Origin of the sequence: Maledivibacter sp., from assembly GCA_025210375.1 — a bacterium.
Taxonomy (GTDB): Bacteria; Bacillota; Clostridia; order Peptostreptococcales; family Caminicellaceae; genus JAOASB01.
The window spans coordinates 39,288-65,991 of record JAOASB010000047.1; the positions used below are offsets into that span (position 1 = coordinate 39,288).

Genomic DNA, 26,704 nt, shown 5'->3' on the forward strand with positions numbered 1-26,704 from the left:
ATAGTGTGGAAAATTTTCAGGAGGTGGACAATTATTAAAAAGAAGCAGGAAATTAATGAATCTATAAGAGATCGTGAAGTGAGATTAATTGACTCTAATGGAGAACAGCTTGGTATAGTGTCATCAAGAAAGGCTCTTGAATTGGCAGCAGAACGCAAACTGGATTTGGTGAAGATAGCTCCAAATGCTAAACCTCCAGTATGCAAAATAATGGATTTCGGAAAGTACAAGTATGAACAAGCAAAGAGAGAAAAAGAAGCAAAGAAAAAACAAAAAGTAATTAATGTAAAAGAAGTAAGATTAAGTCTTAATATAGAAGAACATGATTTAAACACAAAGGCTAACAGAGCAATTAAGTTTCTTGAAAAAGGTGATAAAGTAAAGGTTTCTTTAAGATTTAAAGGAAGAGAGCTAGGACATACTTATTTAGGTGTAGATGTCTTGAATAAATTCTTCTCTATAGTATCAGAAGTTTGTTCTATGGAGAAAAAGCCTAAAATGGAAGGTAGAAGTATGATAATGATATTAGCTCCAAAAAATTAGTAAGGAATAGTTGAAGGGAGGAATTAAAATGCCTAAAATGAAAACTCATAGAGGAGCAGCTAAAAGATTAAAAGTTACAGGATCTGGAAAGGTTAAAAGATCTAAGGCTTATAAAAGTCATATATTAACAAAGAAATCTTCTAAGAGAAAAAGAAACCTACGTCAATCTGGCTTAGTTTCTGGTGGCGATTTAAAAAGAATCAAAAAAGTTATTCCATATCTATAAATTCTAGGATGAAAAGTAAGGGAGGTAGGACAAAATGGCTAGAGTTAAAAAGGCTGTTAATGCTAAGAAAAAGCATAAAAAAATATTAAAGCTTGCTAAAGGTTATTATGGTGCAAAAAGTAAAATATTCAAGGCTGCAAATCCTGCAGTAATAAGATCTCTAAGATACGCGTATATAGGACGTAAATTAAGAAAGAGAGATTTTAGAAAATTATGGATATCAAGAATTAATGCTGCAGCAAGAATGAATGATATTTCATATAGCAGATTAATCAATGGATTAAAGCTTGCTAATGTTAATATAAATAGAAAAATGCTTTCTGAAATGGCTATCCATGATGCAGAAGGATTTAAGCAACTTGTAGAAGTAGCAAAATCAAAATTAAATGCATAAATAAAATAGACTCTTAGGCAAATTCAAAAAATAAACCAGTCATCTTACTCGTACTTTTGATTTTTTTCGTCGTTGCTCGATCACTTACATACATTGAGTATGCCCGTGACTGAGCGCCTAGAAAATAATCAAAATCACTTTGTAACCTGGCTTGTTTATTTTTTCATATGCTTTAATGAGTCTATTTTGATTTAAGTCAGATATATAGAACCTACTTATAAATCCATATTTTGATTTTTGTATGGTCGAAGTTTCAATGCTTTTCCAAGAATCAAAAAGTAAAAGATTTATTGGGATTTCTATAGTAATGATGGGCCCGTAATGTTTTTCGGGTTTATACTTTTAAAAAATGGATTAAAGTGGTATAATATAGGATATGAAAAAATAGGACTTCCATACCATATGTGGTAATTATTCGTTTTACATATGTTTAGGTATGTATATAATATATGTACTTTTCACAATATAAAAATGGATAGAACAATAATTAATAGGGGAAGTTATATTTTGAGTATATATGAGGAAATTGCATATGGGAATATCATCATAGATGGTTTTTATAGAAAGTAATTATGCAATTTGCTTACATAAATAAATTGAAATTAAAATATTCGATTGAGGTGATTACAATCGAAAAGAATAATACTATAAACAACTATAAATTGAATCCTGCACAGATATTAGTTTTAGGATTTGCAAGTGTGATACTACTTGGAGCTATATTACTGAATCTTCCTATTGCCTCTACAACCGGTGAAAGTGTTGGATTTGTCAATTCTATCTTTACTGCAACTTCAGCAGTATGCGTAACGGGACTGGTTGTGGTAGATACTGGTACGTATTGGACTATGTTTGGGAAAATTGTAATTTTAATGTTGATACAAATTGGTGGGTTAGGTTTTATGACTATGGCCACTCTGGTGGCTTTTATTATTGGTAAGCGTATATCTCTACGTGAAAGGCTGATTATGCAAGAAGCTTTAAACCAATTCAATATTTCAGGACTTGTAAGATTAACTAAACATATTCTTTTTACCACCTTTATAATTGAAGGCATAGGAGCATTTTTTTTGTCTTTGAGATTCATACCACAATATGGAAGACCTAAGGGTATACTATTTGGAATCTTCCATTCGGTTTCCGCCTTTTGTAATGCAGGATTTGATTTGATTGGACAAGGCAGAAGCTTAACACCATATGTTGATGACGTTTTAGTCAATGTTGTCATATGGCTTCTTATTATAATTGGTGGTTTAGGCTTTACCGTTATAATGGATTTACTTAGATTTAAGAAATTCAGCAAATTAACATTACATACTAAATTAGTTTTATATATAAGTGGAATACTAATTTTAACAGGTTTTGTATTTAGTTTTATTTTTGAATTTAATAATCCTGAAACCTTAGGTAATCTTAGTGCAAAGGGAAAATTCTTGGGAAGCATGTTTCAAGCCATAACTCCTAGGACTGCTGGATTTAATACTTTACCAATGGATAAATTAACAATGGCATCAAAGTTTTTTATAATAATCCTAATGTTTATTGGAGGATCACCTGGTTCTACAGCTGGGGGTATAAAGACTACTACGGCTGGAGTGCTAATTCTGTCTATTATTTCGATAATAAGAGGGAAAAATGATACGGAGATTTTCAATAGAAGGATTGCTAAGGATGTATTAAGTAGAGCGTTGGCCATAGTTGTAATAGGCATGCTTTGGGTTTTAGTTGTCATAATGATTCTTTCAATCACAGAGGCAAATAAGGACTTTCTCGATATCTTTTTTGAGACGGTTTCTGCCTATGGTACCGTTGGACTTTCACTAGGAATTACGTCAAAACTTAGCTTGATAGGTAAAATAGTTATATCCTTTACTATGTTTGCCGGGAGAGTAGGAGCTTTGACTATAGTATTTGCACTAGCTAGAAAACAGCAAAAAAAGAAGGGCTTAATAAGATATCCAGAGGGAAAAGTAATGGTAGGTTAGAGGGGTGGCTATATGAAAAAACAATTTGTAATCGTTGGTTGTGGAAGATTTGGCTCAAGTGTTGCCAAAACCCTATATAATATGGACCATGAAGTATTGGTAGTGGATAGAAATGAAGAAACAATACAAAGTGTTGCCGATCATGTTACACATGCTGTTCAAGCCGATGCCACAGATGAAAATTCTATAAAATCCTTGGGAATACGTAATTTTGATGTTGCTGTAGTGACCATTGGGTCAAATATTCAATCTTCTATACTGGTTACTTTGATGGTTAAAGAACTTGGAGTGAAGTATGTGGTAGCTAAAGCTCAAAATGAACTCCATGCAAAGGTATTATATAAGATTGGTGCAGATAGAGTTGTATTTCCGGAAAGAGAAATGGGGGTTAGGGTTGCCCATAACCTAGTTTCTTCAAACATTATGGATTATATTGAACTGGCACCGGACTACAGTATTGTGGAGGTTGCAACCTTAAATGAATGGATAGGTAAGAGCCTGAGAGAATTAAATATGAGGTCTACATATGGAATCAATGTTATGGCTATAAAACATGGACCCAATATTGATATTTCCCCAAGTGCCACAGATTTAATTGAAGAAGGCGATGTTTTGGTTGTTATTGGTCACAATGATGATATACAAAAAATAGAGAAAAGATAGGTGTGTTATAAGTGTCTTTAGAAATAACATCCCCGGCTAACAATAATATAAAGCATGTTAAATCTCTTCATAAAAGAAAATATAGAGAAGCATATGATGAATTTTTAATAGAAGGTTTTAGAATCATTGAACATGCCCTAGATAATAATGCAGAATTTAAAGGGATATACTATGATGAGGGGATAGCTAATAGTGAAAGAAGCTATAAATTATTTCAGAGAATATACAGTAAAAATATAGATTTATATAAGGTTAACAATAAGATTTTCAAAAATATAGCTACTACAGATAATTCCCAGGGGATATTAGGAGTCGTAAAAAGGAAACACCATTTATTGAAGGACATAATTGAGCAGGAAGAGCTTTTTTTAGTAATCCTTGATAGACTTCAAGACCCAGGGAATGTTGGAACCATAATTAGGACTGCAGACTCAGCTGGTGTTGATGGAATAATTGCACTAAAGGGTACAGTAGATATCTTTAATAGTAAGACAATTAGATCAACAATGGGATCAATATTTACTATGCCTATAGTATATGTTGATAATGTAGGGGATTTAATTGATACTTTACAGATTTATGGTTCAGACATCATATCTACTAGTTTACAGGCTGATAGATATCATTTTCAAGTGGACTATGGTAAAAAAAATGCAATTATAATTGGTAATGAAGGAAATGGTGTGTCTGATGAATTAGTTAGACGTTCAAATATAAAAGTAAAGATACCTATGTCTGGGAATGCCGAATCCCTAAATGCGTCTGTGGCCTCAGGAATAATTATTTATGAATTGGTTAGACAGAAACATTTCAGAAAATTGAATAATTTAACAAAATAACTACTTGTAAACCTTTTTTTGCTGTGCTATAATTTAAGCAAAGCAGACTAGTGAAAAGGGGTGCATCTATCAATGTTGTATATGGCTCAATTTTTTTGGAAAGTTTTTATGTTAACTGGTAATGTAGATGCCTATCTCTTATACAAGCAGATAATGGGTTAACAAATATATATTAATAGGCTATGAAGGAGAAAAGTATGATAAATACTATTTACAGAGATGAAATGTCTTGGGCTGAGAACATTTCTATTTAAAGGTTTATCAGAAGTTCACTCTGGAGTCATAGGGCTGAAAACTTTATGTTTTAGTAGGCTTTATCGGATGACACCGTTATAATGTCAAGTGAGTGGTTAGGAATACTTGTTAGCCCCATAAGGATATATGCATTGATATGGATTAGGACTAATATTATAGCTTAACAAATAGGGTGGTACCGCGATAGTAACCTTCGTCCCTTTTGGACGGAGGTTTTAATATTTTTTGGAAAAATGAATTGAATTTGTTTTTCGTTTATAGGGATTTAAGTAGAGACTTTAATTTATACACATCCAGAACTCCTGGAAACACTGAGTATTTTCATACGTGCAAATTAAGCTTTACTATATAAACCCCATACAGAAAGGAGATATAAAATGAAGGAACAGCTTTTAGAAATCTTAGAAAAAGTAAAAAATGATGTTGAAGCAGCTGAGACAATGAATCAATTAGAGCAACTTAGAGTTAAATACTTAGGTAAAAAGGGTGAGTTGACTGTTCTACTTAGAGGAATGGGTAAGCTTTCTAAGGAAATGAGACCAATAATTGGGAAAATGGCAAATGAGGTTAGGGATTCAATTGAGAATGCTTTAGAAGAAAGTAAAGCTATAATAAAGAAAAAAGAAAATAAAGCTAAGATGGAAAGTGAAGTAATTGATGTTACAATGGTTGGAAAAATTAGTAAGATAGGACATAAACATCCTCTTACACAAGTATTAGATGAGATTAAGAATATTTTTATTGGTATGGGTTATAAGATAGCTGAAGGACCGGAAGTAGATACTGTGTATTATAATTTCGACGCTTTAAATTCACCGGAAGACCATCCTTCTAGAAGCCTTTCCGATACCTTTTATATAACAGATGATATCCTTCTAAGATGTCATACATCAACTGTGCAAATTAGAACCATGGAAAAACAAAAACCACCGATTAAAGTTATATCTCCCGGCAGATGCTTTAGGTCGGATGAGATTGATGCAACCCATTCTCCAATGTTTCATCAAGTAGAAGGGCTTGTTATTGACAAAAATATCACTTTTGGAGATTTGAAGGGGACTTTAGATATATTTGCAAAAAGACTTTTTGGTATGAATACTAAAACTAAGTTTAGACCTCATTATTTTCCCTTTACAGAGCCTAGTGGGGAAGTGGACGTATCCTGTTTTAAATGTGGCGGAAGCGGATGTAGAGTTTGTAAAGGTAGTGGATGGATAGAAATATTAGGATGTGGTATGGTTCATCCTAGTGTTTTAAAGGAATGTGGAATTGATCCAGAGATATATAGTGGTTTTGCATTTGGTATGGGATTAGATAGAATAACTATGCTTAAATATGGAATAGAAGATATACGTCTTTTGTTAGAAAATGATATGAGATTTATTGAGCAATTCTAGGATTGCTATGCACTAATTTAGCAGCAAATATTAGATAAAATATAGATCATAAGATTAATTTATTAGGGCTGAATGGTATCAGCCGATTATCATAAGGAGGAAGAATATGTTAGTACCTGTAAGTTGGTTAAAGGATTATGCTCCAATAGACAATATTCCTATAGAAGAATTGAATGAAAAATTAGTATTATCTGGTTCAAATACAGAAGGCTTTAGAAAGACCATGGAAGAAGCAACAAAAATTGTTATTGGTAAAATAGTTGAAATAAAAAAACATCCTAATGCAGATAAATTGATAATTCCAATGGTTAATATTGGAGAAGAGGTTATCCAGATTGTGACTGGAGCAACAAATATTAATGTTGGGGACTATGTGCCGGTTGCCTTAGTTGGTTCTAGATTGCCGGGGGGCATAAAAATCAAGAGGGGTAAACTAAGGGGTGAAGTATCTAATGGTATGCTTTGTTCTTGTGAGGAATTAGGTTTCAGTGACAGTGTGATTCCTAAAAATATGAGGGATGGAATAATGATACTAAATGGGGACTATACCCTTGGTATGGATATACAAGAAGCCTTAAATTTAGACGATTATATAATAGAATTTGAAATTACTCCAAATAGACCTGATTGTTTAAGTATGATAGGTATGGCTAGAGAGACATGTGCTACCTTTGAATTATCGACAAAGTACCCATCGATAGAAATAAAAAATGAGGTAGATGATATAAAGGACTATATTGACGTTGAAGTTAAGGCGCCAGATTTATGCAGAAGATTTTTTGGTAGAGTTGTTAAAAATATAAGGATCGAAGAGTCACCAACATGGCTTCAGTTGAGATTGATGAAGGCAGGAATTAGAGCTATAAACAATATTGTTGATATAACAAACTATGTTATGCTTGAGTATGGTCAGCCTTTACATGCATATGATCTAGATACTTTGGCGGATAAAAAGATAATTGTTAGAAGAGCAAAAAATGATGAAAAAACTACTACTTTAGACGGATCAGAAAGGCAGCTTGATGAAAAATTTCTTGTTATAGCTGATGCAAAGGATACAATTGGTATTGCAGGGATCATGGGTGGAGAAGATACTGAGATATCCGATGCTACAAAGACTATATTTTTAGAAGGAGCTAATTTCAACAAAAAAAATATAAGAACTTCTTCAAAAAAACTGGGACTTAGAACAGAAGCGTCTTCAAGATTTGAAAAGGGAATAGACCCAAATATTGCTGAATTAGCTATTGAAAGAGCTTGTCAGCTTATTGAACAGCTGGGAGCAGGACAGGTTGTAAAGGGTAAAATAGATATTTATGAAGATAAGCTTGATAAATGGGCTATTGAGGTTAGACCTGAAAGGATAAATAACCTTTTAGGAACAAAGCTTAGTACAAGGGAAATAGCTGAGATTTTAAATAGATTAGAGCTGACTACTGAGGAAAAGGGCGAGAAGCTTGTAGTAACCATACCTACTTTTAGACAGGACTTAGTTAAAGAGATAGATATAGTGGAAGAGGTTGCTAGAATATATGGATACAATTCTATAGAATCAACCCTCCCAAAGGGTTCAACATGGGGAGCTAAAACAAATGCTCAAGAAATTGAAGATTATACAAAGGATACCTTAAATGGATTAGGGCTTAATGAAATAACTACATATTCATTTGTCAGCCCTAAGAGCTTAAGCTCAATAAATATCTCAGAGGATAGTTTTTTAGGACGAAGTGTTAGGCTTATTAATCCTTTAGGTGAAGAATACAGTGTTATGAGGACATCCTTGATACCGAACATGCTAGATGTTCTAGCCACAAACTATAACAGAAATGTACCGGCTGCACTGGCATTTGAATTGGGAAATATATTTATACCCCATGAAATTCCTGTGACTTCACTTCCTATTGAAAAGAAAATGCTTACATTAGGTATGTATGGTAATGAAATAGATTTCTTTAGTTTAAAGGGAGTTGTTTGTGAGCTATTTAATAAATTAGGTATAAAGAATTTAAGCTTTGAGCCTGAAAAGACACATTCTTCTTTCCATCCTGGAAGATGTGCAAACATAGTATATGGCAACCATATATTAGGAACATTAGGGGAAATCCATCCCGAAGTATTAGAGACCTATGGATTTGATAATAGAGTATATATTGCAGATTTAGACTTCAATATCATGCTTCAAATAACAAGATTAGATAGGGTTTATAAGCCTTTACCGAAGTATCCTACAACATCAAGGGATATGGCTATTATAGTAAAGGAAGAAGTCTATAACAAGGAAATTGAAGATATTATCTTAGAAAATGGTGGTTCTATACTTGAGGAATGTACATTATTTGATATATATAGAGGAAAGCAAATTGACGAGGGATATAAAAGTATGGCATACTCATTGATATTTAGAGCAATGGATAGAACACTTACTGATGAAGAGGTAAACAAAGTATTTGATAGGATATTAAGCCAATTAAGGGAGAAGTTAAATGCTGAGCTAAGATAAATAGAAGTAACCCATGGGTTAGGCATATAAAAAAATAAACTAGTCAGATTGCTAAGTGATTTTGATTATTTTCTAGGCACTTTATCGTGGGCGTACTCCCTGTATGTAAGGGATAAAGTAATAGGGAAAATAATTAAAGGGACGAGTAAGATGACTAGTTTATTTTTTAAAACAAATTCTAAATAGAAATATTCGTTACTAACTAGACTAATGGGGGTATATATTATTTGACTGCTATTTTTTGTTTATTATATATTGCAGATAATTTAAACTTAAAATATGATAAAATATATTTAGAATCTAAAACCAATGATAGAGAAATTTCATGGTATAAGTTAGGGTTTATACTAAAATCCCTATAGAGATTCCAGTCAAAACTTTAATTTAGCATAAAAGTTATAGAAGGAAATTTTATTCTCATATAGAAATATGTATTTTATAGGATTTGTTTAATCTAAAGGGGTTGTATAATAGATGATAAATAAAAATAGGGTCATAGTAAAAATATTTGGACAGGAATATACAATTGTTGGCGATGAACCGAGGGAATTTATGCAAAGGGTCTCTAACTATGTTGATGATAAAATGAACGAAATAGCGGATAAAAATAAAAAGTTTAGCACAGCTATGATAGCTGTTTTGACAGCTGTTAATATTGGAGATGAGTATTTTAAATTAGTGGATGAACACCATAAACTCGAAACTGAACACGGAAGGCCCTTTGAAGAATTGGAAAAAACTAAGGAACTCCTTGCAACATCCACTTTGGAAATGGATAAAAGAGAAAAAAATTATCAGAGTCTACTAGAGGAATACGAAGGGATGAAGGAGAGCTTAAGGAATATTGAGGCTAATCATATGGAGCTACGGGAAGAAGTAAACAGGTTAAGTTATGAAGCAAATATCAAGGATAATAAGCTTAAAAAAGCAGAAAAAATCAATGAGGATTTAAAAAATAAACTTGTACAAAGTGAGGTTAAGTTAGTGCAAACCAAAAAGGAGCTTCAAGAATTTATTGAGGTTTTCGATAAATAATGCTTATAATGAAATTTGTTTCTGTAGTAGTGATATAATAATACTACTACTTTTTTATTGTATTTGAGGAAATTGCATAACTCTTACTTGGCTAAATCTATAGAGATTCCAGTCAGAACTTTAATTTATACATGTCCAAAACTCCCAGAAACACTGAGTATTTGTACATGTATAAATTAAGATTTACTTGGAACTCTCTATAATATACGAATATCATCCTTGATTTGATTGATTTAGGAGTGATAATGTGAAAAAAGCTGTGGTGTATGTAAAAATTCAAGCTAGGGCTTGAGGGATAGGTATGGAATAAATTGTTAAAAGCAGAGTCGGGATTCTAAGATTACAGTTTACAAATGAATATAAAAATGAAATAATAGGTATAGTAAAAGCTTACCAGGAAATGCTTCAAGGGATTTTGAATGGAAATAATGGACTTAGGAGGGAAGCTAAAGGAGATTTTACTAAAGGAAATTTTTCTAGGGGCGTTATTTAAGAGTATAAGGAGAATATATTTATGAATGAAAGAACCATTAGGGTTTTGGAATATGAAAAAATAAAAAGCAAATTAAAAAATAAAGCAACTTCTAATCTTGGAAGAGAACTTGTAGAAGAGCTTAAACCAATAAAGGATTTTAATGAAGTGAAGAATAGGTTGATGGAGACATCTGAGGCTGTTAGCTTAATGATTCAGAAGGGTAGTATACCCATAGGACCTATATATGATCTTGGAAGGTATTTGAAAATTGCGGAAATAGGTTCATACCTATATCCTGGACAACTACTTGAGGTAGGAGATACACTAAGAACTGCAAGGGTTCTAAGAAATTTCATTAAAGCCCCAGAGGATGATAGTTTTTCACCTCTACAAAGCTTGATATCAAGTATTAGTACCTATAAAAATATTGAAAGTCGAATAGAGGAAGCTATTATTAGTGAAGATGAAATATCTGATAATGCTAGTCATGCTTTAAAAAATATTAGAAGACAGATTGAGAATAAAAATGTTGCTGTAAGGAATAAGCTAAATGCAATAATAAATTCTTCAAGAACTCAAAAGTACTTACAGGATGCAATCATAACCATAAGACAGGATAGGTTTGTTATTCCCGTTAAGGCGGAAAATAAGAAAGAAGTTCCAGGTCTAGTTCATGATCAATCATCCAGTGGAGCAACGCTATTTATTGAGCCTATGGCTATAGTGGAAATGAACAATGAACTAAAGGAGCTTAGGCTCAAGGAAAAGGCAGAGATTGAAAGGATTCTTAGGGAAATATCAGCACAGGTTGGTGAAGCTGCAGAAAATATCAAGATTAATCAAGAAGTCCTGGCAAAATTGGATTTCATATTCGCAAAGGCAAAATTATCACTTGACATGAAGGGTATGGAGCCGGAGTTGAATGATAAAGGGTATATAAGAATAAAAAATGGAAGACATCCTTTGATTAATCCAAAGGAAGTGGTTCCCACTAACCTTTGGCTAGGAGATAAATTTAATACTTTGCTTATAACTGGACCAAACACAGGGGGAAAAACTGTAACTCTAAAAACCCTTGGGCTTATGGTGCTTATGACTCAATCAGGAATGCATATACCTGCGGATCATGGGACAGAGATTTCTATATTTAATAGTGTTTATGCAGATATAGGTGATGAACAAAGTATTGAACAAAGTCTTAGTACTTTTTCATCCCATATGACAAATATTGTTGAGATATTAGATAATGTATCATGTGATGATTTAGTCATATTAGATGAGTTAGGCTCAGGGACAGATCCCACTGAAGGGGCTGCCTTAGCCATGGCCATTTTAACCCATATCTATGATAAGGGTGTAAAAACCGTAGCAACTACCCATTATAGTGAGTTAAAACAATTTGCACTGGCGAATGAAGGCATAGAAAATGCATGTGTGGAGTTTGATGTAGAGACATTAAGTCCTACATATAAACTGCTTATTGGAGTGCCTGGTAAGTCAAATGCATTGGAGATATCAAGAAGACTTGGTCTCGGTGAAGATATTATAAACAAATCTAAGGAATTTATTACAAAAGAAGATATTGAATTTGAGGAAATAATATCGACCATTGAGAACAATAGAAAAACTGCTGAGCAGGAAAGAGATGAAGCAATTAAACTGAGATTGGAAGTGCAAAGACTTAAACAAGATTATGAAAAAAAATATGACAAGCTGCAGCAGCAAAGGGATAAAGAAATCAGAGAAGCCAAAGAGGAAGCTAGAAAGTTATTGAGGGAATCGAAAAAAGAAGCGGATGAAATAATCAAAGAATTAAGAGATATATCTAAGGATGTTGGAAGAGAAAGAAATAAAAAAATTGAAGAACTAAGAAAAAAAATGAAGGACAATATTGATGAACTCCATGAACCTGTGTTTTTTGGCGATGATACTGTTTATTCTCAACCACCTAAAGATTTAAATATGGGTGATCAGGTCAAGGTTATAAACCTTAATCAAGAGGGAACTGTATTAACTAAGCCAAATAATAACGGTGAATTAACCGTCCAAGTTGGTATAATGAAAATTAATGTAAATATTTCAAATCTAAGACTTATGAATGAAGAAAAAAGTAATATCAAAAAAACAAATATAGGCTCAATAATGAAATCCAAAACCCAAAGCATAAGAAATGAAATTGACTTAAGGGGTCAAACCTTTGAGGAAGCATCAATTAATCTTGATAAGTATTTAGATGACGCTTACCTTGCCAGGCTTCAACAAGTTACCGTTATTCATGGAAAGGGAACAGGGGCTTTAAGAAAGAGAATCAAGGATTTTCTTAAGAGACATACCCATGTTAAGGCATATAGAGAAGGAATATATGGTGAAGGTGGATCAGGAGTAACTATTGTTGATTTAAAGTAAGGAGTGAGCCCGGTATGATCCTTGTTAGCGCATGTCTTATTGGCTTAGACTGTAAATATAATGGGGAAAGTAATCTAAATAAAGAACTACTAGATTTCTTAAGGGATAAGGAGTTTGTTATAGCCTGTCCTGAACAGCTTGGGGGGTTACCAACTCCACGGATTCCCAGTGAAATAATAAATGGAGATGGCAAAGCTGTTTTAGATGGAGTAGGTAGGATAAAGAATAAACAAGGGGAAGATGTAACTACACAATTTATCAAGGGTGCTAAGGAAACATTAAGAATAGCAGACCTATATAATGTAAGGGTCGCTATACTAAAGAAAAGAAGTCCATCCTGTGGGAGTACTAATATCTATGATGGAAATTTTAATGGTAAGCTTAAAGAGGGAAGTGGGGTTACAGCAGAATTACTTAAGAAAAATAATATTTTAGTGCTTGATGAAGAAAATTATAAAGAATATATGTAATCCATATGAAGGGTATTTATTTTTAAGGGGGAAAAACAAATGAAAAAAATATTGAGTTATTTACTTATAGCCGTTTTAGCCTTGAGTTTATTCTCAGGATGTAAGAAAAAGGATGAAATTGAAGAAGTGGATTTAGAACAACCCGATGTACAAAGTCAAATGGAAACTGTGGATGCTGCTAGTGATACGGAAACAAAGGAAGAAGCCCAAGAAGACGTGGAATATATACTGTATCTAAGGTATAAGGATAAACCATTCCTTTATGACGAATATTTTACAGTTAATATAAATGATGAAGGCTTTAAGGACAAGTCAATGGAAGAATTTATTATAGAACAGCTTATTAATTATGAACCAAAGGGTGAATTTATTAGTCCAGTTCCTGAAGGTACTAAATTATTATCTATAGAAAGAGAAGATAATAATGTAATAATTAATCTTTCTAAGGACTTTAAAGAAAAGAAAATGTCTAGTAGTGATGCAATGTTGGCTGTGGGAGGAATAGTTAATTCAGTGGTTGCAGTGCCGGGAAATGAAACTGCACAGATAATAGTTGAAGGGGAAGCCTTAGAGAGCTTTAATGGAGTAAAGGTTTCTGAACCCATGTTTTTCCTAGAGGGATTATTCCCCGATAAATAGAAAACAAAAAGTAATTTTAGATACAAGTACACCTCAAATGTTAGGCAAATATATCTAACATTTGAGGTGTATTTTTCTATACCTAAGGCTACTATAGAAACTAAATTTTAATTGATTTTTTCTAGAATTTCTTCGGCCTCAGTAAATTTAGGATTTATTTCTACTGCTTTTTCAAAATGGTACCTAGCTTTTTGAGAATTTCCTTTTGCCAAATTAATATGCCCAAGATAATAGTGGAAAATTTCCATGTCATCATTTCTAGAAATACCTATTTTAAACTCCCTCTCTGCTTTGTCTATATTATTGCTTTCTAAATATTGTTCTCCCTTAAAAAGATTATATTCCCAGCTATTTTGGGTAAGCTTAATACCTACTATCAAGGAAGTACACAATAGTATAAGGGTTAATAATTGAGCCATTACTTTTTTTGAAGTGAAGGTCTTTTGACCTTCTATTCCAATTGACCAGCTAATAATAAACCCGCCTATAAGACCACAGATATGAGCCCAATTATCGATGTTTGGGAAAATAATACCTAATAATAAATTTATTCCTATAACTGTCAATATATCTTTAAGGAATTTTTTATTGAAAAAATTAGGTTTGCTTATATAAAGGGAGACATGGGCTCCCAATAAACCAAATATGGCTCCAGATGCTCCTACTGCAATGGATTTGGTGAATATAAAGCTCCCAAGAGTTCCGAATACACCTGCTACTAAATAAATGATTATAAATCTAGATTTTCCGTATATAATTTCTATGTTTTTACCTAGTATAAACAAAGCGTACATGTTAAAGAAAAGATGGGTAAGGTCTGAATGTAAAAACGTAGGGGAAATCAGCCTATAATATTGACCCGAAGCTATCATTGAATTGTGTTTAGCTCCAAATCTAATAAGTGTATATATGTTGAAGTCAAAGGATTTGTCTATTAAAAACATCAAAATGCAAATTAAAATATTAATGGCTATGATGATATAAGTTAAGTAAAATTTTTTATTTTTAATCATAGATTATGTGAATACCTCCATTTAAAAAAGATATAATAATTTTAACAAATAAATTGAAGAAATAAAAGCTAATATAGTCTAAGTAAAATTTATTTATTAAAATACTTGATTTAATTTTTCAAATATGGTAAATTATATTTCAAAATCAAATAAATTTTCATGTCTTTGAAAAGGAGATTAGGCTTTAATATGTATTATAGAGAATCGGGGATGGTGGAAGCCCGATATACGGTTTTAGTTGAAACGCACCTTTGAGATTTTAGCTGAATTTAGTATGCTAAATGGGTTTCCTCCATTAATGGGAAAAAAAGAGGGTACATTTTAGTACCAATAAGAGTGGTAACGCGGGAATCAAACTCGTCTCTTAAGTTTATTAAGAGACGAGTTTTTATTATTATCAAAATTGTTAAGCTGTATAGTTTAACAATACATATAAGAAAACTTAGGAGGTAAAAAAATGATAGATTTTAAAAAAGAAATTGCCAATATTTTAGATGAAAAAATATCCGAGCTGAATTTTGAAGAAATTATAGGCATGATTGAGATCCCACCTAATTCTGATATGGGGGATTTTGCATTTCCTTGTTTTAAGCTTGCCAAGATATTTAGGAAAGCTCCTAACTTAATAGCAAAGGATATAGCCGAAGCTATTTTGGGAAATGAGTTGTTTGAAAATATTGATACTGCCGCTGCTTATATTAACTTCACTATTAACAAAAAGATTTATGCTAAAACAGTTATTGATGAGGTAATGGATAAGGGTGATATGTTTGGTTCCTCTGACCTTGGTCAGCAGAAAAACGTAATAGTTGAGTTTTCTTCACCTAATATTGCTAAACCATTTCATATAGGACATATTAGGACTACGGTAATTGGTAGTGCAATAAATAATATATATAAATATATTGGCTATAATACTATAGCTATTAACCATTTAGGAGATTATGGTACTCAATTCGGTAAATTGATCGTTGCTATAAAAGCATGGGGTGATAAGTCAGTTATAGAAACAAACCCTATACCGGAACTCCTAAAGCTTTATATAAAGTTTCATGAAGAAGCCGAAAAACAACCTAAGCTTGATGATGATGCTAGAATATGGTTTAAGAAGTTAGAGGATAATGATGGAGAAGCGGTAGAACTTTGGCAGTGGATTAGAGACGTGAGCTTAATGGAATTCAATAGGGTCTATGACATGCTAGGTATTAAGTTTGATTCCTATGCAGGTGAGAGCTTCTATTCCGATAAAATGCCAGCCGTACTTGATGCCATGAGGGAAAACAACCTTATGAAGAAGTCAGAAGGAGCCGAAATAGTTGATCTAGAAGAATATGGAATGCCACCGGCTTTAATAACTAAGAAGGATGGTTCAACTCTTTATATGACAAGGGATTTAGCTGCTGCTATATATAGAAAAAAACACTATGATTTCTATAAAAATATCTATGTTGTTGGATCTCAACAAAACCTACATTTCAAACAATGGATAAAAATAATTGATTTGATGGGCCACGATTGGGCCGATGATTGTATACATGTTCCATTTGGAATGATAAGTTTAGAAGAAGGTACTATGTCTACCAGAAAGGGAAGAGTAGTATTTTTAGAGGATGTTCTTACTAAGGCTGTTGAAAAGACTGAAGAAATCATAAGCCAAAAGAATCCAAACCTAGAAGGAAAAGAAAGAGTTGCTAAGGAAGTAGGTATTGGAGCAGTTGTGTTCCAAGAACTATCAAACAATATGATTAAAGATTACACATTCTCTTGGGACAGAACCTTGAATTTCGATGGAGAATCCGGTCCATATGTTCAATATACCCATGCTAGAGCATCAAGCTTACTTAGAAAGTCAAATATAGACTATACAAAGGATATAGACTTTGGCTTATTGTCTGAGAAGGAAGAAATGGACTTAATAAGAATACTAAATAAATTTCCAGATGTTATCCTTGATGCCGCAAGGAAATATGAACCAGCTGTGGTTACTAGATATACAATTGACCTCGCCCAAGCATTCAATAAATTTTATCATGATCATTCTATACTAGTTGAAGATCAAGAATTACAAAAGGCTAGACTTGCATTAGTTTCAGCTTGTAAGCAAACTATTAAGAATGGACTTAAACTTATTGGTGTAGCAGCACCGGAAAGAATGTAAAAAAAACCCGTCTTTGACGCGTTTCAGATTGTTGACAAAGTCAACAAGATGTTAGGCTGCCTAACAATTCGAAGTTCGAGGCGTGCTGAAACCGAGAGGCCGTAGCGTATACAGACATACGTAAGGGTTCTTGGCCTAGGCAACAACGAAGAAATTCGGATTGTTAGGCAGCCTGAAACGCGTTTTTGACGCGTTTTCATTTTAAAACATCTGGATCTTTCTTATGATAAACTCTTTGGCTATTGTTTTTAATTTCTACAATCTTGTCTAAAAGATGGCCTACTTCTTCTTTTATAGTACCCATATCATCCTTTGAAATATTATAATATAGATAAAGGTCTTCAAAATATCTTACTAGCTTTGTGATACTTTTATCGATCTCAATGAAATTATTAAAGTTCTTACTATTCATTGCATTTCTGAATTGTTCAAGATCGATCTTTATTATATCTATTATGTCTTCTTCTGAATGAAAGTCTCCTATAGTCATGAAATAGGGCTTGATTCTTTCGAGATAGTAAGTATTGTCAGTTTTTATATGATACATATAGGATAATTTAGTTTCATTTATTTTAAATTTCACATAAAACATTATCCCTTGAATGGAAATTACCTTGGCACCCAAATTCCGCAACTCTTCTATGCAGATTTGGTGTCTAATTAAACGAGAAGACATTATTGTCATACGCACTACTCCCCTCTAATATAAAAGATTTATTGCGATTTCTATAGTAATATCATAACATAATTATCTGAATTTAACATAAAAAATCACTAATTTTTTTGTTGTAAATCACATATATACTGTTATAAGTAATACATTTTTCAAGGAGTATTGCTTAAATCCATATTATTTATAGAAAATTTAAAACTCTACTACGTATTTTCGCTCCTAGCATATTCATAAAATGCTCCACTTTAAACATTCTATGAATAATTTGGGTTTCAATATAAGAAAAAGGGGAAGTTTTATGATTTATAGTTATAATAGAATGAGTGCTGTGCATTATGCAAACAAGTGGGCTTTGAAGAGGAATCCTAGTTATACGAATTTTGATGAAATGGGCGGGGATTGTACAAATTTTTGTTCTCAAGTCATTAATGCAGGTGGATGCCCGATGAACTATGATAAGTATGGCTGGTACTATGAAAACATCAACAACAGAGCCCCTGCTTGGACTAGTGTAAAATACCTTTATAAATTTCTGACTAAAAACAATGGGCCAGGGCCAGTTGCCTCAGAAGTAGATATGAAGCATATACAACTTGGAGATTTGATTCAATTAAGATTTGAACCTACTGAAGACTTTGGGCATTCTTTAATTGTTGTGGATATTAAGTTTCCTAAAACATTAGATAATATTTTCATCGCGACCCATACTATAGATAGAAAGCATTATAGTGTGTCAAATTATTACTTTAAAGAGCTTAGATTTATCCATATTGAGGGTTATATGAAATAAAAGAATGGGAATAGGCTATAAATGGTATATCTTTTTAGATGTTATGTTATAATTATTAATGATTTAAAAATGTTTATAATCTTATATACACTAGATAAAGAAAGGCAAGGATGTGAACTAATGAAAACACTTTTAGTAACGTTAAACTCTAAGTTTATCCATTCATCTTTAGCGTTAAGATACTTATGGTATTATAATAAAACGGAGTTTCCAGATATGCATATCGAGGAGTACACTATAAACAATGATTTAGACTATATATTAAGGGAAATATATGTAAAGGACTATGATTTAGTATGTTTTTCTTGCTATATATGGAATATCGAGCAAACCCTTGAAATAGCTAAAAATCTAAAAAAAGCTAATAAGGGGCTAAGGATTTTACTAGGTGGGCCTGAGGTGAGCTATAATCCTAAGGAGATACTAGAAGACCATGATTATATTGATTATATCATTTTTGGAGAAGGAGAATTGACTCTTAATGAGTTTTTGAATTTGCTAGATAATAAAATTGGAGATATTCATGATATAGATGGGCTGGCCTTTAGAGAAAAGGGTGATATTCACATCAACAAAGAAAGGGCATTAATTCCAAACCTAGATATTGTACCATACCCTTATGGGGACCTAAAGGAGCTAGATAATAGGATTATTTATTACGAAAGCTCAAGGGGATGTCCATTCAATTGTCAATACTGTCTTTCTTCAACCCTATGTGGAGTAAGATATTTTTCACTGGACAGAATCAAAAAAGATCTCAAAAAATTTATTGATGCAGATGTGAAACAAGTAAAATTTGTTGACAGAACCTTTAATGCCGATAAAAATCATTGTTTGGAAATAATGAAATATATACAAAGTATTGATAATGGAAAAATAAATTTTCATTTTGAGATTACCGCATATCTTTTAGATGAAGAAATATTGGACTTCTTAAAGGATGTAAGAAAAGGACTTTTTCAATTCGAAATCGGTGTTCAAAGTACAAATCAAATAACCCTTAAAGAAATAAAAAGAAATATGAGCTTTGATAGAATTACATATGTAATAAATAGACTATCGGCCTATAACAATATTCATCTTCATTTGGACTTAATAGCCGGATTACCCTATGAGGATTATGGAACCTTTTTACAATCCTTTGATGATGTTTATAATTTAAAGCCCAATAAAATTCAGTTAGGTTTTTTGAAGCTGTTAAAGGGTTCAGGGGTTAGGATAAGTCAAGACAAATATCAATATGTTTATAAAGATAAGCCTCCCTATGAGGTTATGAGTAATGATCATATTTCCTATAAAGAGATATTAGATCTTAAGCTTATTGAAGAGATGACAGATCAGTATTATAACTCCCATAGTTTTGATTTTAGTATAGATTATATTGTTAGGAATTTTTATAAAAGTCCCTCAAAGCTTTTTGAAGATTTATCCGTTTATTGGAGAGACACGGGATATCATCATGTATCCCATAGAAAGGATCAGATGTATAAGATATTATTAAAGTTCTATAGGGAAAAGGAATTTGATAATGAAGATATTTTTAAAGAAATACTAAAATTTGACTATCTCAGAAATAAGGGTGGAAATGTCCCAGAGTTTTTTGACTTTATAGAAGTGGAGGATTTTAAAGACAGATCCCATAAATTCTTACAGGATGAAGAAAATATTGAAAAATATTTGCCAGAGTTTAAGGGAATGACAGCAAAAAAAATAATAAAGAAAATACAATTTGGAGTCTTTAAATATGATATATTATATTTAGTAGATAATTCCATGAAAAGGACTTTAGATGGGCCTGTAGTTATGTTATTTAATTACGAAGTAGATAATAAGGACTTTGGAAGGTCAAAATACTATAGGGTAAATATATAAAGGTCTATATACAAACAACAAAGGAGAGGAGAATGAAGTTGAAATTTATTGAAGATATCATTTTAACCAATAAAGGAATAATTCCCAAAAGCTTCAAACTGGCTATTAAGAACTGGAAAATCTTTTTAGTAGGGATTGTATATACTATTCTGATCATCGCGATGTTACCTGTGATTTCCTATGCATGGATATTAGGGGGCATCATACTAACATTATTCCAAAGTGCTTTAATTTCAAATTACCTTTATTTAATTGAGAATATTATTAATTATGGAAGCTTTAGCTTTAATGATTTTAAAAGTGGTTTTACAGTTTATCTTAGGAAAATATATATTATATTAATAATCTTTTGGTTTGTGAGATATGGAGCTAATTTATTTTTAAGGCCTATAATTTATATGAATATAGGAGGCGTTTCCTTATGGTTTATTATTCAAGTATTAGCGTTTATACTCCTAAATCCATTACCAGAAACAATCTATCAAAAACATCATGATGGGTTGGATGCTATAACATATTCATTTGATTTTATAAAGGAAAATTGGTTAGAGTGGTTTATTCCTAACGTATTTATAGTAGCAATTTTTTATCTGATACATGCTATTACAGATAACAATATCAGTTTATTTTCCTTTAGTATAAATATACTAAACGTTATTGTATATCAAATCTTTTTCGCCTATGCAATGATTTACAGAGGACAGCTTTTTAATGTGCTAAGTACTTCTACAAGAAGGAAAAGAATGTTTATGAGAAATATGTATAAATAATAGGGTTTTGCTTAGTTATTAAGTCTTGGTCACGATTAAAAAATTAAAGTCATTCTTGTAGGTTAAATTATATGTCACAAGAGCTTTTATTAGATTGATGATATTTGACCTATTATAGGATGACTTTAAATTATTCATAAGGAGGAAAGTATGTTTAATAGGGTAGAAAAGTATTTAAAGGATAGAGTGAACGATGTGATATTTATTCATCTTAAGGAAAATAAGAAATTGGAAGTGAAAGGTTTTACCTTTGATGATAGTATACCTTTACCAATGCCATTTAATGAGGTGGTAAATAGAGTTAAAGTTGAGGATTCCGTCCAGGATATTTCCATACTAAAAATTATAGAGGGTATGGTATATATAATGGGGGTGGATAGTGGATTTAAGCATAATAACGCCTATAAAGAATTCTTAATGGCATTCGATGAAAATATTATAAATGTTATCTTGCAACAAGGATTTAGATTGATTGAAGCCGGTAATAAAGTAGAGGCATTGATATGCTTTAAGGCTTGCCTATATATAAAGGAAGATGATTTGGATTCAATGTATAACTATGCTAGGTGCTTAGAAGAAGTATCTGAGCAATGGTCAGATAAACATATTAAGGATTTTGAAGATGAAGCCTTTGAGATATTTGAAAAAATAACTAACCTTTATCCTGATTTTTCATTATCCTATTACCATTTAGGATTTCATTATTTAAATAAGAAACTTTATAAAAAGGCTGAAATCACTTGGGAAAAATGTATTGAGAAAGGTATAGATGAAAATAAGGAAAGTGAAATAGTAAATAAGTTAGTGGAAATAAGCTATAAAGTACAGTACGAAGAAGGCTATAATCTTGTATTAAATGGTAGACCTAATGAGGCTTTAAAATTACTTTTACCATTGGAAGAAGTATATAGTGATTGGTGGAATCTACAATTTTTTATTGGACTAGCCTATAGACAGTTAGGTGACTTTGAAGAAGCACTGGAGTATTTTGAAAAATCCTATAGAATACAACCAAATCAAGCAGATATCTTAAATGAGATAGGTCTATGTAATATCTCATTGGGAAGAATCAATGAAGCTATTAAGCACTTTGAAATAGCCTTAAGTATAAAGGGAAATGATTCTGAAATTCTATGTAACCTAGGGATTGCTTATCTTCAAAGGGGAGAGCTTAAGGAAGCTGCTGAGTATATAAATAAATCATTACAAATAAATCCCCATGATGAAGTTACCCTAGCATGGCATAAAAAGATACAGTCTATTAGTTGAGGAAATTGCATAACTCTTACTTGGCTAGGCCTAATATGCGAATACCATCCTTAATTTAAATATTTGAGATATAGCATATTTGGTGATATAGTTTTGAAGATTTTTAACTATATATAGTTGATAGTTTTTGTACAAGGTAATTATGCAATTTGCTCAGTTGTTAAAAAATTTGAGAGCTTCAACAAAATTTCATAAAATATATTGAATGATAATTCAAATTATTGTAAAATAGCATTAGGTTCAATTAATTATTGAAGTGCTATTAAAAAATTTGAAATTATTCTAAATGGATTTTTCATTGCTGTAATATTTCAATTAAAGTGAATAAATTGACTGAATAGGATGTGATGAAGTGATCAAAAATTTTGAGGGGCTTATTAGCGTTGCAAAAAAGCAAACCATGATGAAGCTAGCTGTAGCTGCTGCCCAGGATGAAGATGTCTTGATAGCTGTATGCGGTGCAGCTCAGATGGGAATTGTAAAACCCATATTGGTAGGCGAAGAATTAAGAATTATAGAAATTGCTAAAAAAAATAATCTCGACATTAGTAGGTATGAACTAATTAACAAAACTGATATTATAGAAGCAGCGAGAACAGCGGTTGAATTAGTAAACGCTGGGAAGGCAGATTTTGTAATGAAGGGGTTAATAGACACTTCCATATTGTTAAAAGCTGTTTTGGATAGGGAAATAGGACTTAGAACAGATAGTTTGTTGAGTCATGTAATGGTTTATCAGGTTCCTACGTACCATAAGCTGCTATTTATGACCGACGGGGGAATGAATATAGCTCCTTCGTTAGATGAAAAAGCATTAATTTTAAAAAACTCAGTCAAGGTTGCCCAGGCCATGGGCATTGAAAATGTCAAGGTTGCTTGTCTAACAGCCAAGGAAAAAGTTAGTACAAAGATGATAGCTACAGTTGATGCTGATAAATTAAAGGAAATGGATACTAGGGGTGAATTTGGCGAGGGCGTAATAGTAGAAGGGCCTATAGCCTTTGATCTTGCGGTATCAAAGGAAGCTGCACAAACAAAGAAGTTTAAAAGTGAAGTAGCTGGAGATGCCGATATACTTATTGTTCCAGTGATTGAAGTGGGTAATGGAATTGGGAAAGCTTTAACCTATATGGCCAATGCGGAGTCAGCTGGAATAATAATGGGCGCTAAAGCCCCAGTTGTTTTAGTATCCCGTGCTGATAGTTATAAAGCCAAATTAAATTCTATAGCATTGGGAAGTGTTATAGCGGCATATCAGTCTGGTGAAACAAAATAGACTAGTTATTTTTTAATATATATAGCTAAATAGAAATGACAAGGAGAGTGAAATAATGAAGAAGTTTTTGACAGGTAATGAAGCGGTAGCCCGTGGTGCATATGAAGCCGGAGTTACATTTGCTTCTGCTTATCCAGGTACACCAAGTACAGAGATTCTAGAAAATATTGCTCCATATAAAAAAGATATCTATGCCGAATGGGCACCCAATGAAAAAGTTGCTTTGGAATCTTCTATTGGGGCATCCATAGCTGGGGCAAGATCCCTTGCTGCTATGAAGCATGTTGGGGTCAATGTAGCTGCTGACCCTCTTTTCACATATGCTTATACAGGCGTAAATGGTGGAATGGTTTTAGTATCTGCAGATGATCCTGGAATGCACAGTTCACAAAACGAACAAGATAATAGAATGTATGCAAGATTTTCTAAAATAGCTATGGTTGAACCAAGTGATAGCCAAGAAAGTAAGGATTTTATAAAAACGGCAATAGAGATTAGTGAAAAATTTGATACTCCTGTTTTATTTAGAATGACCACTAGAATTTGTCATAGCAAAGGTATAGTTGAGTTTGGGGAAAGAGAAGAAGTAGAGATTAAAAAATATGAAAAGAATATACCAAAGTATGTGGCGGCTCCAGCTAATGGTAGAGTGCTACGTGTTAAGGTTGAACAAAGAACAAAGGAATTAGAAGAATTTAGCAATACTACTGAATTAAACAGATTTGAATGGAATAATAAAAAAATAGGTATTATTACTTCAGGGGTTGCTTATCAATATGCTAAGGAAGTATTCGGTGATGAGGTTTCCTATTTAAAGCTTGGGTTTACTTTTCCACTACCAATGAAGAAAATAAAAGAGTTCGCTGACCAGGTAGAGACTCTTTATATTATAGAAGAGTTAGAACCATATATAGAGGAACAAATAAAAGCTGTAGGCATTGATTGTATAGGTAAGGATGTGATACCTGGAATAGGTGAACTGAATCCCGATATAATCGCTAAGGCAATTCTAGGAGAAGAAAGAGAAACTATTAAATTTGACGAGTCAAAAACCGTAGGACGTCCACCTACGATGTGTGCGGGATGTCCCCATAGAGGCTTTTATTATGCCTTAAGTAAGAAGAAAAACATAATGATCACAGGAGATATAGGTTGTTATACATTGGGTTCCGCTGAGCCTTTAAGTGCTATGGACACTTGTATTTGTATGGGGGCAAGTATAAGTACAGGACATGGTGCTCAAAAAGCATTCCAAAAGAATGATGTTGAAAAAAGAGTAGTTTCTGTAATTGGAGACTCGACATTCTTCCATACTGGAGTAAACAGCTTAATGAATGTAGCTTACAATAAAAGTAATACAGTATCTGTTATCCTTGACAACAGAATAACAGGAATGACTGGTCACCAAGAAAATCCTGGAACCGGATATACGTTACAAGGTGAAAAAGCTGGCATGATCGATATACCAAAACTATGTGAAGCTATCGGGATTCCTAGCGTAAGAACAGTAAATCCTTTAAAATTAGACGAAGTAAGTGCTGCATTGGACGAAGCGTTGGCGTCGGACGAGCCTTCTGTAATAATAACAAGATGGCCCTGTGTACTTAAGAGATTTTCACAAGAAGATATTACGGAGTTTGGTAACGAAAGAACAATTTGTACAGTTAATATAGATGCTTGTAAAGGATGTAGAATCTGTACAAAAACTGGATGCCCTGCTATTGAGTTTGATACAGAAGCTAAGAAAGCAAAAATCAATGAAAATATGTGTGTTGGCTGTGAAGTTTGTTTACAGGCATGTCCATTTGATGCTATAGAAAAGGCGGGTGCTTAGAATGTCTGATATTAAAAATATATTATTAGTAGGTGTAGGGGGACAAGGTATTATACTTGCAAGTAAAATCCTCGCTAATGGATTAATGAGTGCAGGATATGATGTGAAAATGTCTGAAGTTCATGGAATGGCTCAACGTGGTGGTAGTGTAACTACCCAAGTTAGATTTGGCAAGAAGGTGTATTCCCCTATTATCGGTAAGGGTCAAGCCGATATACTTGTTTCTTTTGAAAAAATGGAATCGGGCAAATGGATTGATCATTTGAAAAAGGATGGAAAGGTAGTAGTTAATGACTATGAAATTCCTTCAGCACCAATACTAACTGGGAAAGCACAATATCCTAAAGGCATAATTGAAGAATTACAGGGAAAGACGGATGTAACTGTTTTTGAGGCCGCAGAAATTGCTAAAGAACTTGGAAATATAAAAACCATGAATGTAGTAATGGTTGGGGCTCTTATCCAGGCCATGGGATTAGAGAATATAGACTGGGATGAAGTAGTAAAAAATACAGTGAAAGAAAAGTTTGTTGATATTAATATTAAAGCATTAAGAAAAGGAATGGAACAAGTAAAATAGTAATAAAGGGGCTTCTTATGAGGTCCCTTTGTTATATTAAAATTAACTGTTTAACTGGAATATCTATATAGATTTCCCAAAGTTAAACTTAATTTATACATCTCAAAATATCCGATGATTCTAGGGCATTTTGATGTGTATAAATTAACTGTTTAACTGGAATATCTATAGTATAGACTTTAACTTATACAAGTCCAAAATGCATAGAATCATCCCATATTTGTCCGTGTATAAATTAAGATTTACCCTAAGCTCTCTATATGAAAATTCTATGATAGAAAGTTTAGTTATTACATACATAATATATGTATATTAGGGTAAAATACATATGGACTTATATTATAGATTGCTGCATAAGAAAAAAATACCATTTGACTTTTACTTTTGAGCATGGTAAGATATTTCTTGTCGCTAACAAACAGCGACGAAAAAAATGTCAAAAAAGCTGTTGACATGAAATGAAAGACCTGCTATAATAAATCTTGTCGCTGAAACAAGCGAAAAAAACTTTGGACATTGAAAACTAAACAGTGTAAGGAATTAAACCTTAGTTTGATAATAAATTCAAACTATAAAGAAACGCCAGTTTTATTTTAAGAGTTTGATCCTGGCTCAGGATGAACGCTGGCGGCGTGCTTAACA

23 protein-coding genes and 2 other annotated features are annotated in these 26,704 nt (G+C 32.5%); of the genes, 21 read left to right on the forward strand and 2 right to left on the reverse strand.

The features are described 5' to 3' along the window. The first annotated feature begins 33 nt into the window (after nucleotides 1-33). The 13 genes from infC to N4A68_16615 all read left to right on the forward strand — a co-directional run bounded on the left by infC (nucleotide 34) and on the right by N4A68_16615 (nucleotide 13,827). On the forward strand, nucleotides 34-543 hold the full coding sequence (gene infC, locus N4A68_16555; protein MCT4565906.1) for a translation initiation factor IF-3: 510 nt from the start codon (nucleotides 34-36) through the stop codon (nucleotides 541-543). Nucleotides 544-571: 28 nt separating this feature from the next. Continuing rightward, nucleotides 572-769 carry a 50S ribosomal protein L35 gene (gene rpmI, locus N4A68_16560; protein ID MCT4565907.1) on the forward strand — a complete coding sequence of 66 codons (198 nt, stop codon included), beginning with the start codon at nucleotides 572-574 and terminating at the stop codon, nucleotides 767-769. A 34-nt stretch (nucleotides 770-803) separates the two neighbouring features. Then, complete coding sequence (gene rplT / locus N4A68_16565) at nucleotides 804-1,163, forward strand: 50S ribosomal protein L20 (protein MCT4565908.1); 360 nt, start codon at nucleotides 804-806, stop codon at nucleotides 1,161-1,163. 572 nt (nucleotides 1,164-1,735) lie between these two features. After that, a complete protein-coding gene (locus tag N4A68_16570; GenBank protein ID MCT4565909.1) occupies nucleotides 1,736-3,148 on the forward strand; it encodes a TrkH family potassium uptake protein in 1,413 nt (470 codons plus the stop codon). A gap of 12 nt (nucleotides 3,149-3,160) precedes the next feature. Next, nucleotides 3,161-3,811 (forward strand): TrkA family potassium uptake protein, encoded by a 651-nt coding sequence (locus tag N4A68_16575; protein ID MCT4565910.1) that lies wholly within the window; start codon nucleotides 3,161-3,163, stop codon nucleotides 3,809-3,811. 11 nt (nucleotides 3,812-3,822) lie between these two features. Continuing rightward, nucleotides 3,823-4,650 carry a 23S rRNA (guanosine(2251)-2'-O)-methyltransferase RlmB gene (rlmB, locus tag N4A68_16580; protein ID MCT4565911.1) on the forward strand — a complete coding sequence of 276 codons (828 nt, stop codon included), beginning with the start codon at nucleotides 3,823-3,825 and terminating at the stop codon, nucleotides 4,648-4,650. 81 nt (nucleotides 4,651-4,731) lie between these two features. Further along, nucleotides 4,732-4,812, forward strand: coding sequence for a YqzL family protein (locus N4A68_16585; GenBank protein ID MCT4565912.1), 81 nt, complete (start codon nucleotides 4,732-4,734; stop codon nucleotides 4,810-4,812). Between the two features lie 11 nt (nucleotides 4,813-4,823). Continuing rightward, nucleotides 4,824-5,109 (forward strand) — a binding site (T-box leader). Between the two features lie 173 nt (nucleotides 5,110-5,282). Then, nucleotides 5,283-6,302 (forward strand): phenylalanine--tRNA ligase subunit alpha, encoded by a 1,020-nt coding sequence (gene pheS, locus N4A68_16590; protein MCT4565913.1) that lies wholly within the window; start codon nucleotides 5,283-5,285, stop codon nucleotides 6,300-6,302. A 106-nt stretch (nucleotides 6,303-6,408) separates the two neighbouring features. Further along, a complete protein-coding gene (gene pheT, locus N4A68_16595) occupies nucleotides 6,409-8,802 on the forward strand; it encodes a phenylalanine--tRNA ligase subunit beta (GenBank protein MCT4565914.1) in 2,394 nt (797 codons plus the stop codon). 474 nt (nucleotides 8,803-9,276) lie between these two features. Further along, nucleotides 9,277-9,837 carry a cell division protein ZapA gene (gene zapA / locus N4A68_16600; GenBank protein MCT4565915.1) on the forward strand — a complete coding sequence of 187 codons (561 nt, stop codon included), beginning with the start codon at nucleotides 9,277-9,279 and terminating at the stop codon, nucleotides 9,835-9,837. Between the two features lie 514 nt (nucleotides 9,838-10,351). Then, the gene (locus N4A68_16605; protein ID MCT4565916.1) at nucleotides 10,352-12,718 is read left to right on the forward strand and encodes an endonuclease MutS2; all 2,367 of its coding nucleotides are present in this window, start codon (nucleotides 10,352-10,354) and stop codon (nucleotides 12,716-12,718) included. Between the two features lie 14 nt (nucleotides 12,719-12,732). After that, on the forward strand, nucleotides 12,733-13,188 hold the full coding sequence (locus N4A68_16610) for a DUF523 domain-containing protein (GenBank protein MCT4565917.1): 456 nt from the start codon (nucleotides 12,733-12,735) through the stop codon (nucleotides 13,186-13,188). A 39-nt stretch (nucleotides 13,189-13,227) separates the two neighbouring features. Then, nucleotides 13,228-13,827 carry a GerMN domain-containing protein gene (locus tag N4A68_16615; protein ID MCT4565918.1) on the forward strand — a complete coding sequence of 200 codons (600 nt, stop codon included), beginning with the start codon at nucleotides 13,228-13,230 and terminating at the stop codon, nucleotides 13,825-13,827. 107 nt (nucleotides 13,828-13,934) lie between these two features. On the opposite strand, the gene N4A68_16620 is transcribed toward N4A68_16615, so the two are convergent. After that, a complete protein-coding gene (locus N4A68_16620) occupies nucleotides 13,935-14,840 on the reverse strand; it encodes a rhomboid family intramembrane serine protease (GenBank protein ID MCT4565919.1) in 906 nt (301 codons plus the stop codon). 156 nt (nucleotides 14,841-14,996) lie between these two features. Continuing rightward, nucleotides 14,997-15,208: a binding site (T-box leader), on the forward strand. 89 nt (nucleotides 15,209-15,297) lie between these two features. Here N4A68_16620 and argS point away from each other — a divergent pair. Then, a complete protein-coding gene (argS, locus tag N4A68_16625) occupies nucleotides 15,298-16,998 on the forward strand; it encodes an arginine--tRNA ligase (protein MCT4565920.1) in 1,701 nt (566 codons plus the stop codon). 196 nt (nucleotides 16,999-17,194) lie between these two features. Here the strand turns inward: argS and N4A68_16630 are convergent, their stop codons facing one another. Then, nucleotides 17,195-17,683, reverse strand: coding sequence for a hypothetical protein (locus N4A68_16630; protein ID MCT4565921.1), 489 nt, complete (start codon nucleotides 17,681-17,683; stop codon nucleotides 17,195-17,197). Between the two features lie 286 nt (nucleotides 17,684-17,969). Here N4A68_16630 and N4A68_16635 point away from each other — a divergent pair, with 286 nt between their 5' ends. From N4A68_16635 to N4A68_16665, 7 genes are all read left to right on the forward strand, one after another. After that, nucleotides 17,970-18,461: an amidase domain-containing protein gene (locus N4A68_16635; protein MCT4565922.1), complete on the forward strand. Its 492-nt coding sequence runs from the start codon at nucleotides 17,970-17,972 to the stop codon at nucleotides 18,459-18,461. 120 nt (nucleotides 18,462-18,581) lie between these two features. Continuing rightward, nucleotides 18,582-20,333, forward strand: coding sequence for a DUF4080 domain-containing protein (locus N4A68_16640; protein MCT4565923.1), 1,752 nt, complete (start codon nucleotides 18,582-18,584; stop codon nucleotides 20,331-20,333). 32 nt (nucleotides 20,334-20,365) lie between these two features. Then, nucleotides 20,366-21,103 carry a hypothetical protein gene (locus tag N4A68_16645; protein ID MCT4565924.1) on the forward strand — a complete coding sequence of 246 codons (738 nt, stop codon included), beginning with the start codon at nucleotides 20,366-20,368 and terminating at the stop codon, nucleotides 21,101-21,103. A gap of 150 nt (nucleotides 21,104-21,253) precedes the next feature. Further along, complete coding sequence (locus tag N4A68_16650; GenBank protein ID MCT4565925.1) at nucleotides 21,254-22,372, forward strand: tetratricopeptide repeat protein; 1,119 nt, start codon at nucleotides 21,254-21,256, stop codon at nucleotides 22,370-22,372. A gap of 352 nt (nucleotides 22,373-22,724) precedes the next feature. After that, nucleotides 22,725-23,648, forward strand: coding sequence for a bifunctional enoyl-CoA hydratase/phosphate acetyltransferase (locus N4A68_16655; protein MCT4565926.1), 924 nt, complete (start codon nucleotides 22,725-22,727; stop codon nucleotides 23,646-23,648). A gap of 55 nt (nucleotides 23,649-23,703) precedes the next feature. Next, nucleotides 23,704-25,482, forward strand: a complete 1,779-nt coding sequence (iorA, locus tag N4A68_16660) for an indolepyruvate ferredoxin oxidoreductase subunit alpha (protein ID MCT4565927.1) — start codon at nucleotides 23,704-23,706, stop codon at nucleotides 25,480-25,482. A 1-nt stretch (nucleotide 25,483) separates the two neighbouring features. Continuing rightward, nucleotides 25,484-26,062: an indolepyruvate oxidoreductase subunit beta gene (locus N4A68_16665; protein MCT4565928.1), complete on the forward strand. Its 579-nt coding sequence runs from the start codon at nucleotides 25,484-25,486 to the stop codon at nucleotides 26,060-26,062. Nucleotides 26,063-26,704: the final 642 nt, after the last annotated feature.